8 protein-coding genes are annotated in these 8603 nt (G+C 64.4%); 4 read left to right on the top strand and 4 right to left on the bottom strand.

The window, feature by feature from the left end; genetic code table 11:
• Positions 1 to 157 precede the first annotated feature (157 nt).
• Entirely contained in the window at positions 158 to 1012 is an 855-nt protein-coding gene (locus tag JQ635_RS37205; RefSeq protein ID WP_211414730.1) for an AraC family transcriptional regulator, read from the bottom strand.
• A gap of 238 nt (positions 1013 to 1250) precedes the next feature.
• On the opposite strand from JQ635_RS37205, the gene JQ635_RS37200 reads away from it, so the two are divergent.
• The 3 genes from JQ635_RS37200 to JQ635_RS37190 are packed head-to-tail and all read left to right on the top strand — an operon-like array spanning position 1251 to position 4998.
• A complete protein-coding gene (locus JQ635_RS37200) occupies positions 1251 to 3377 on the top strand; it encodes a molybdopterin-containing oxidoreductase family protein (protein WP_211414729.1) in 2127 nt (708 codons plus the stop codon).
• Between the two features lie 2 nt (positions 3378 to 3379).
• The gene (locus tag JQ635_RS37195; RefSeq protein ID WP_211414728.1) at positions 3380 to 3685 is read left to right on the top strand and encodes a ferredoxin family protein; all 306 of its coding nucleotides are present in this window, start codon (positions 3380 to 3382) and stop codon (positions 3683 to 3685) included.
• The gene (locus tag JQ635_RS37190) at positions 3682 to 4998 is read left to right on the top strand and encodes an FAD-dependent oxidoreductase (RefSeq protein ID WP_211414727.1); all 1317 of its coding nucleotides are present in this window, start codon (positions 3682 to 3684) and stop codon (positions 4996 to 4998) included. The genes JQ635_RS37195 and JQ635_RS37190 overlap by 4 nt, the downstream gene beginning before the upstream one ends.
• Positions 4999 to 5031: 33 nt before the next feature.
• Here JQ635_RS37190 and JQ635_RS37185 read toward each other — a convergent pair whose 3' ends face one another.
• Both JQ635_RS37185 and cysE read right to left on the bottom strand, forming a co-directional pair.
• Positions 5032 to 5250, bottom strand: a complete 219-nt coding sequence (locus tag JQ635_RS37185; RefSeq protein ID WP_007602550.1) for a DUF3126 family protein — start codon at positions 5248 to 5250, stop codon at positions 5032 to 5034.
• 122 nt (positions 5251 to 5372) lie between these two features.
• Positions 5373 to 6197 (bottom strand): serine O-acetyltransferase, encoded by an 825-nt coding sequence (cysE, locus tag JQ635_RS37180; RefSeq protein WP_018647046.1) that lies wholly within the window; start codon positions 6195 to 6197, stop codon positions 5373 to 5375.
• A 276-nt stretch (positions 6198 to 6473) separates the two neighbouring features.
• Here cysE and JQ635_RS37175 point away from each other — a divergent pair, with 276 nt between their 5' ends.
• Complete coding sequence (locus tag JQ635_RS37175) at positions 6474 to 7847, top strand: hypothetical protein (protein WP_211414726.1); 1374 nt, start codon at positions 6474 to 6476, stop codon at positions 7845 to 7847.
• Here JQ635_RS37175 and JQ635_RS37170 read toward each other — a convergent pair.
• Positions 7833 to 8588 (bottom strand): alpha/beta fold hydrolase, encoded by a 756-nt coding sequence (locus JQ635_RS37170; RefSeq protein ID WP_211414725.1) that lies wholly within the window; start codon positions 8586 to 8588, stop codon positions 7833 to 7835. The two genes, JQ635_RS37175 and JQ635_RS37170, sit on opposite strands and share 15 nt — an antisense overlap.
• Positions 8589 to 8603 lie beyond the last annotated feature (15 nt).

The following is an 8603-nucleotide window of genomic DNA, read 5'->3' as shown; positions in this document are numbered from 1 at the left end:
AGCGCCTCATCGATTCCCCCAAAAGAATCACAGGAGAATCATAACAGCAGCCCAGCGTTTTCACACAGCCAGGGTCACAAGCGGCAAGACTCAGATCGAGCATATGATTTCTGCTCCGACCCAAAACCCGACATCTGCGCGTTAGTCGGCACACTTCCTAGTCGCGCCCCTTCCGCGCCCGGTACAGGCTCGGCGTCGTTCCGACCGCCTTGCGGAAGGCGCGGTTGAAATTGGCCTGCGATGAAAATCCCGCGGCATAGGCGATGTCGACCAGCGGACGATCGCTGGTGGACAGGAGCCGCTTGGCGAGATCGAGGCGCTGACGGCTGACATATTCATGCGGCGCAGCTCCGGTCGCGGCCTTGAAGCTGCGGGAGAAATGCGCCGGGCTCATGCACGCCACCGATGCCAGATCCTTGACCGTGAATTCGCGCTCGACGGATGCGTCGATGAACTCCGTCACGCGCGACAGGCGCTTCGCATCGAGCGGCTTCTGGACGGCTTGGGACTGCTTCAGCCGGACCGACGTCGCCGCATAGCTGTGCACCAGATGAGCCGACAAGGCCCGTCCCAGGCTTTCGACCAAGAGACGGCCGGTGGAGGTTTCCTGTTCGAGCTCGGCGAGGATCCGAGTGGCGACATGCTCGATGAACATGTCCTGATCGATGGCCTCGTAGCGGATCGACATTCCCGACGGATCGATGTCGAGATCCCTGAGCATGGTGTCGTCGAACGGCTGTCCGGGAAGAAAGAGATGCAGACATTCCTGCATCTGGTTTTCGACGCGGATGAAATCCTCGCGGATGCCGGCCGGACAGAGCCATATGGTGCCCCTTCTGCCGAACGTGCGCTGCCGCATGCCCGCGCCTTCCCGGTCGACGACCGAGCTGCCGCGCAGCAGGATTGCGATCTCGGTGTCGCGCGGCAATTGCGGCGGCAAATCGCCCGGCTCGTGGCTCCAGCGCTCGGCAAGGAGGTGCGACCACCGCCGGTCGTTGGAGGTCTGAAGCATTCTGCCGGTAACATATTTATCGACAGAGTTGCCAAGCATACCCATCGTGAATCTCCGCCAGATAGCGCGATGTGGGTAAAAAGGTATTGCCGGGTCCAGCAATTAGCATGCCAGACATCCGGCCGGCCGTCCACGGGCCGAGAGCAGTCCGGGACAACAACACCGCACATTTTGAAAAGCCAGACCGCGCCCGGCCGCCGCATCCTCGGCCGTCTTGAATCAGGAAACGGAGAGATCCATGGCCCGGACCACGGTCATCGGCGCGTGCCCCCACGATTGCCCGGATACCTGTTCCATCCTGACCACGGTCGAGGATGGCAAGGCGATTGCCGTCCGCGGCAATCCCGACCATCCGTTCACGCGTGGACGGCTCTGCGTGAAGGTCAACAACTATGAGGAGCGCGTCTACAGCGACAAGCGCATCCTCCATCCGCTGAAGCGGGTCGGCCCGAAGGGCTCCAGGCAGTTTCAACGGATCTCCTGGGATGAAGCCCTGGAGACCATCGCGTCGCGCTGGAAATCCGTGATCGCCGAGCACGGGGCGCAGGCGATCCTGCCCTACAGCTATCTGGGCACGCAGGGCATCATCAACGGACTCAACGTCGGCGATCCCCTGTTCAACAAGCTCGGCGCGACGGTGCTTGAGCGCACGTTTTGCGACTCCGCCTCGTGCACGGCCTACATGATGACGATCGGGCACACGCCCGGCGTCGATCCCGAGAGCTTCGTGCATTCCAAATACATCATCCTGTGGGCCTGCAACACGCTGAGCACGAACTCGCATCACTGGCCGTTCATCGAGCAGGCGAAGAAGGCCGGCGCCAAGCTCGTGGTGATCGATCCCGTCCGCACCCGCACCGCGCGCCTTGCCGACTGGCACATTCCGATCCGGCCCGGCACCGATGCTGCGCTCGCGCTGGCGATGATCCACGTCATCATCAAGGAGAACCTGATCGATCGCGACTACGTCGACAAATACACCGTCGGCTACGACGAGCTGGCGGAACGGGCGGCGAGCTACACGCCCGAATTCGCATCGCAGGAAACCGGCATTCCCGTGGAGGACATCATCAAGCTGGCGCGGGAATACGCCACGACGCCGCCCGCCGTCGTGCGCATCGGCGTGGCGGTCGAGCGGCACGCGGGCGGCGGCCAGACCGTGCGCGCGATCGCATGTCTGCCGGGACTGATTGGCGCCTGGAAGCATGTCGGCGGCGGCCTGCTCCAGCTGCCGATCTGGGCGTTCCCGGTCAGATGGGACGTGCTGATGCGTCCCGATCTGCAGCCGGAGACGATGCGCGTGCTCAATTCCTGGCGCCTTGGAGCTGCGCTGACGGGCGAACTCGGCTTCGACCCGCCGATCAAGGCGCTGTTCGTCTACAACGCCAATCCGATGGCGATGGTGACCGAGCAGGGCAAGCTGGAAAAGGGGTTAGAACGCGAAGACCTCTTCACCGTCGTCAGCGAGCACTTCCTGACCGACACCGCAAAATATGCCGACATCGTTCTACCCGCGACCACCCAGCTCGAGCAGAAGGACATCATGTTCTCCTGGGGACATCTTTACCTGTCCTACAACAACCAGGCGATCGAACCGCTCGGCGAAGCCGTCTCCAACACCGAGCTGTTCCGCCGCCTCGCGCATGCAATGGGGATCACGGACCCGTCCTTCTTCCGCAGCGACGACGAGATCATCGAGACCTCGCTGGACTGGACGAGCCCGGTGCTATCAGGCATCGCGCTCGACGACGTCAAGTCGAAGGGCTATGTGCGCCTCAACATGCCGGCGCCCGCCGACTGGGCGCCGCATCGCGAGGGCAATTTTCCGACGGCGTCCGGCAAGTGCGAGTTCAAGTCGACGATCGCAGGCGGCGGCAACTTCGTGGTGCCGCTGTTCCGCCAGGGCTACAACGGCGACCAGGATGGCACGCCCGTCGATCCCCTGCCCCACTACATCCCCCCGAACGAGAATGCGCGCACGGCGCCCGCGCTCGCAACGCGATATCCGCTCAGCCTGATCTCGCCGAAAAGCCACGCCTTCCTCAATTCCAACTACGGCAACCTGCCGGCCCAGACCGCGCAGGCCGGCGAGGAGCAGGCGGTGCTGCTCAACCCGGACGATGCGGCCAAGCGCGGCATCGTCGCAGGCGCACCCATTCGCGTGTTCAACGATCGCGGCTCGTTCGAGGCGTTCGCGACCGTTTCGCCCGACATCATGCCGGGCGTGGTGGTGGCACCATCCGGCTACTGGCAGCGCTCCAACCGCAGAGGCGCGACGGTTCACGTGCTGACGCCGCCTGCATTCGCCGACCTCGGCCGCGCGCCGACATTCTCCGACATCCTCGTTCAGGTCAGCGGGGCCTGACGATGACATATGTGGTCACCGACAATTGCCGCGGCTGCCGATACACCGAATGCGTCACGGTCTGCCCGGTGGAGTGTTTTCACGTCGACGACGCCATGACCTATATCGATCCGGAAAACTGCATCGACTGCGGCGGCTGCGCGCCGGCCTGCCCGGTCGGCGCGATCGAGCCGGACTATCGCCTGGCCGCGGACAAGAAGTACTGGATCGACGTCAATCGGAAACGCGCGGCTGAGACCCCCGTCCTGAGTGCGCGCCTGGCGCCGCTGCCGGGCGCCGACGAGCGCAAGTTGGCACTGGGCCGATGATGGCTTCTGCTGCGAACGAATTCCGCATCGCCGTCGTCGGCAGCGGACCGAGCGGCTTCTACACGAGCGAGGCCCTGTTGCGCTCGGGCGCGCCCGTGACTGTCGACATGTTCGAACGGCTGCCCGTGCCGTATGGGCTGGTACGGTTCGGCGTGGCGCCCGACCATCCGAAGCTGAAGCAGGTCACCGTCGCCTTCGACAGGATCGCGAAAGCGCCTGGCTTTCGTTTCATCGGCGGCGTCAAGGTCGGAGACGATGTCACCGTCGACGAGCTCCGCGAGGCCTATGACGCTGTCGTGCTTGCAACCGGCGCCGAACTGAGCCGGCCTCTCGGCATTCCGGGCGAAGCTCTGCCCGGGAGCCACAGCGCAGGTGATTTCGTCGCGTGGTACAACGGTCACCCGGAATTCCGCGACCTCCAGTTCGATCTCGGCCATGAGGCTGCGATCGTCATCGGTCATGGCAATGTCGCGCTCGACGTCGCACGCATTCTCGCCAAGACAGCCGACGAGCTGCGCCAGACCGACATCGCGCGCCACGCGCTCGAGGTTCTGGCGGAGAGCCGGATTCGGAAGATTTCCATCGTCGGCCGCGGCGGACCGGCCCAGGCGAAATTCAGCGCGAAGGAATTGCGCGACTTTCTCGAACTCGGCGCATGCGACACGGCTGTCGACGGCCGTGACGTCGCGCCGGACGAATTCGAACCGCAGCCCCCCGGAGATCCGGAGCTGATCGAAAAGCTGGCGCTGCTGCGCGGCTTCTCGCAGCATGCCGTGACCAAGCCGCGGCGCTGTCTCGTTCGCTTTGGCCTGTCGCCCGTCGCGATCAAGGGTCGCGGCCGGGTCGAGACGGTCTCATTCAGGCAGCGGTCAGGCGCCGTCGAGGACATCGCTTGCGGCCTCGTTTTCAGCAGCGTCGGCCGACGAACGACGCCTGTCGCCGGTGTACCCTACGATGACGATCGCGGCGTCCATGCCAACGTGGATGGACGTGTCGCGCATGGTGGTTCGGCGATCGAGGGGCTCTATGTCTGCGGATGGAGCAAGCGTGGGCCGAGCGGCACGATCGGCACCAATCGCGGCTGCGGGATCGCCACCGCAGAGGCCGTGCTGGCGGATATCGCCCACCGACGACCGCGCCCGGATACGCGTGAGGCGCTGCTCGCGCGCCTGACCGGCCGCGTCGCACGCATCGTGAGCTATCCGGATTGGGGCACGATCGACGCGGCCGAGAAACGCAGGGGAGCCGCGCTCGGCAAGCCCCGGGAGAAATTCGTCACGATCTCCGACATGCTCGCCGCGGTGGGCGCGTGACCCGAGAAGGGTCACGCCACCGGGCAACGGCAGTTATTCCTGATCGACGAGATCGTCCTCGAGGATCGCCATCTGGAACTGGAACGAGCGATCATCGTCCTCGTCGTCGACGAAGAGCACACCGATGAATTCTTCGCCGATATAGACCTCGGCGGAATCATCCTTCTTCGGCCGCGGCACGACGCGGATCTTGGGATTGCCGAATACGCGCTTCAGATACGCGTCCAGCTTTCTGACTTCTTTGACGTCCACGGCAAGTCTCCGATCGAAATTGGTCGGCGGGTTTTAGGACGAGACGCGACGAACCGCCAGCATGAATTGCCAAAGAATTTGGGGACGAAAGGGCCGGAGAATCCGGCCCTTAACTCGCGAGATCAAAGCCCCATGGCGTTGATCATCTGATCCATGGTGCGCGACGGCTCGGCACAGCCGGCTTCGCCGACGATCTTGGCGGGCACGCCCGCGACCGTGACGTTGTGCGGCACCGGCTTCACCACGACCGAGCCGGCGGCAATGCGCGCGCAATGGCCGATCTCGATGTTGCCGAGAATTTTTGCACCCGCGCCGATCAGCACGCCGTGGCGGATCTTGGGATGGCGGTCCTCGTTCTCCTTGCCGGTGCCGCCGAGCGTGACGCCGTGCAGGATCGAGACGTCGTCCTCGATGACAGCCGTCTCGCCGCAGACGAAACCGGTGGCATGATCGAGGAAGATGCCGCGGCCGATGCGCGCGGCCGGATTGATGTCGGTCTGGAACACCGCCGAGGCGCGGCTCTGGAGATAATACGCAAAGTCCTTGCGACCCTTCAGCCAGAGCCAGTGCGCCAGGCGATGGGTCTGGATGGCGTGAAAGCCCTTGAAGTAGAGCAAGGGATCGATGAAGCGCGAGGTGGCGGGATCGCGGTCGTAGACGGCGACGAGATCGGCGCGGAAGGCGTTGCCGAGATCGGGGTCGTCGCGCAGTGCCTCGTCATAGGTCTGGCGCACGAGATCGCCCGACAGCGCGGAGTGGTCGAGCCGGTCGGCGAGACGATGGATCACCGAATCCTCGAGACGGCTGTGATGAAGCACCGTCGAGTAGATAAAGGTCGCAAGCTCGGGCTCGCGATGGACGATGTCCTCCGCTTCGCCCCGGATCCGGTCCCAGATCGGATCGAGCGAGGCGAGCTTTCCTCCCGGATTGACCTGATGCACTGCCATGGGATTTGCTCTTTCGAATTGGCTCGTTTTGCGGGCTCTATAGCACAGTCTAGACGACAAAGTCCTGACCGGCTTGCCTGAGAGTGAACAGCACCTTGCCCCACGAAAGCATGCCAATACCTTGAAACACAACGATTTATTCTGGCGCCCCCAGGCGACAAGGTTGGCTCAAAGTGGTCAGGGTTTTGCCAAATTCAAGCCGGGGCGCGTCAAACTATTGGTGAATTCTCTCCCAAGCCTTATTGCGGGCATGGTCCCGGCGACGACGGAGCGGTTTTGAGCATCACCACCGATCAATTGCGCGCAGGCGCCGCAGGGTCGCTCTGGCTGCGGCTGGCGGCCGTCATCCTGCCCCTCCTGATGATCGCACCGGCGTTCTGGAACGGCTATCCGCTGTTGCAATGGGATACCGGCGGCTATCTGGCGCGCTGGTACGAAGGCTATCTCGTCCCCAGCCGGTCCACCGTGTTCGGGCTCTATCTGCACTATGGCGAAAGCTTCGGCTTCTGGATCAACCTCGCGGTCCAGTCGCTGGCCGCGCTCTGGCTGTTGCAACTCACCTTGCGCGTGCTCGGCCTGATGCAGACGTCCCGCTTCGTCGCCATCAGCCTGCTCCTGATCGTGTCGACCGCCCTGCCCTGGCTCGCCAGCATGCTGCTCACGGACATCTTCGCCGGGCTCTCGATCCTGTCGCTGTTCCTGCTGGTCATCGGCGGGCAACGCACATCGACGCTCGAAAAGATCTCGCTGTTCGGCTTTACCGCCTTTGCCGCCGCAACCCACAGCGCCACGCTCGGCGTGCTGCTCGGTCTCTGCGTCGCCGGCTGGATGGCGCGGCCGTTTCTGGGCCGCCGGCTTCCGCGCGGAGGACTGGCGCAGGCGAGCATGACGATTGTCGTGGGCGGCCTGATGCTGGTGTCGGCGAACCACGCGCTGTCAGGAAAATGGGCCTGGACGCCCGGCGGCTATGGCGTCGCCTTCGGCCGCATGATGCAGGACGGCATCGTCACGCGGTTTCTCAACGACCATTGCCCGCGCGAAAACTTCAAGCTCTGTCCCTATCGCAACCAATTGCCCGCGACCGCCGACGAGTTCCTGTGGGGCAAGAGCATGTTCAACACGCTCGGCCGTTTCGAAGGCATGAACGACGAGATGAGCTACATCGTCGTGCATTCGCTCGCCGACTATCCGGCCTGGCAGGCCGGCGCGGCGCTCAGGGCGATGGGCCAGCAATTGCTGCATGTGGCAACCGGCGAAGGCGCCAATGGCTGGATCCCGCATACCTATGGGATCATCGAACGCTACATTCCCGCGCAGGTCGCGCCGATGCGCGCGGCGCGCCAGCAGCGCTGGGGCGTCGATTTCGACTACGTCAACTGGCTGCACGTGCCCGTCGCGCTGGCCTCGATGCTGGCGCTGGTCGCGCTGCTCGTGCACGCGCTCGCGAACCGCCGGCTCGACGATCTGACCCTGCTGGCCGCGACCGTGACGCTGGCGCTGCTCGGCAACGCCTTCATCTGCGCCGGCATCTCCGGCCCGCACGACCGCTACGGCGCACGGATGGTCTGGGTGGCGACCTTCGTGGTGTTGATGGCGCTGTCACGTCGTTTGAGCACAGAGCCGGCAGACAACCCCTCAGCCGCGGCGTGAGAGGAAGTCGAGCACGCCGGTCTTGTAGACCTTGTCGCCAACCGCCCGCATGTGATCGCGACCCGGAATATCGAGCACTTCCGACCCCGGAATGATGGCGCCGAGCGCGCTCGCGGAGCCCGCGACGTCGTCGGTCGAGCCGACCGCGATCAGCACGGGCACGTCGATCCGCGCGGCCTCTTGCCTGGTCATGAGATCGCGCGTGCCGCGCAGGCAGGCGGCGAGCGCCTTGCGGTCGGACCGGGTCTGATCGGCGAACGCGCGAAACGTGCGGCCGACGGGATCGGTGACATCGTCGAGCGAGGGCACTTCCAGCGCCTTCGCCACGTTCTCGCCGGGGCCGGTGCCCTCGATCAGGCCGCCGATGCCGATGCCGCCGAGGATCGCCGAACGCAGCCGCTGCGGCTCGTTGAGACCGAGCCAGGCCGTCATCCGCCCGCCCATCGAATAGCCCATGATATCGGCCTGCGGGATGGCGAGATGGTCCATCAGCGCCAGCACGTCGCCGGCCATGGTCGGAATCGAATATTGCGCGGGCTCGTAGAGCTTTGCGCTGTCGCCATGGCCGCGATTGTCGAGCGCGATCACCCGGCGGCCGTTCTTGCGAAGCTCCGAAACCCAGGTCGGATAGACCCAGTTCACGTTCTTGCTCGAGGCAAAGCCGTGCACCAGGATGATCGGATCGCCCTCGCCTTCGTCGAGATAGGCAATTTCAACGGCGCCGTTGTGAAAGCTCGGCATCATCAGTTCCACGGG

The sequence above is a fragment of the Bradyrhizobium iriomotense genome (assembly GCF_018130765.1).
Taxonomy (GTDB): domain Bacteria; phylum Pseudomonadota; class Alphaproteobacteria; order Rhizobiales; family Xanthobacteraceae; genus Bradyrhizobium; species Bradyrhizobium iriomotense_A.
This window is presented reverse-complemented; position numbering and strand designations above follow the sequence as displayed.

Bases quoted from the DNA above. Each gene is read 5' to 3' on its own strand.
- JQ635_RS37205 (WP_211414730.1), bottom strand. From the start codon at position 1,012: ATGCTTCAGACCTCCAACGACCGGCGGTGGTCGCACCTCCTTGCCGAG.
- JQ635_RS37200 (WP_211414729.1), top strand. From the start codon at position 1,251: ATGGCCCGGACCACGGTCATCGGCGCGTGCCCCCACGATTGCCCGGAT.
- JQ635_RS37195 (WP_211414728.1), top strand. From the start codon at position 3,380: ATGACATATGTGGTCACCGACAATTGCCGCGGCTGCCGATACACCGAA.
- JQ635_RS37190 (WP_211414727.1), top strand. From the start codon at position 3,682: ATGATGGCTTCTGCTGCGAACGAATTCCGCATCGCCGTCGTCGGCAGC.
- cysE (WP_018647046.1), bottom strand. From the start codon at position 6,197: ATGGCAGTGCATCAGGTCAATCCGGGAGGAAAGCTCGCCTCGCTCGAT.
- JQ635_RS37170 (WP_211414725.1), bottom strand. From the start codon at position 8,588: ATGCCGAGCTTTCACAACGGCGCCGTTGAAATTGCCTATCTCGACGAA.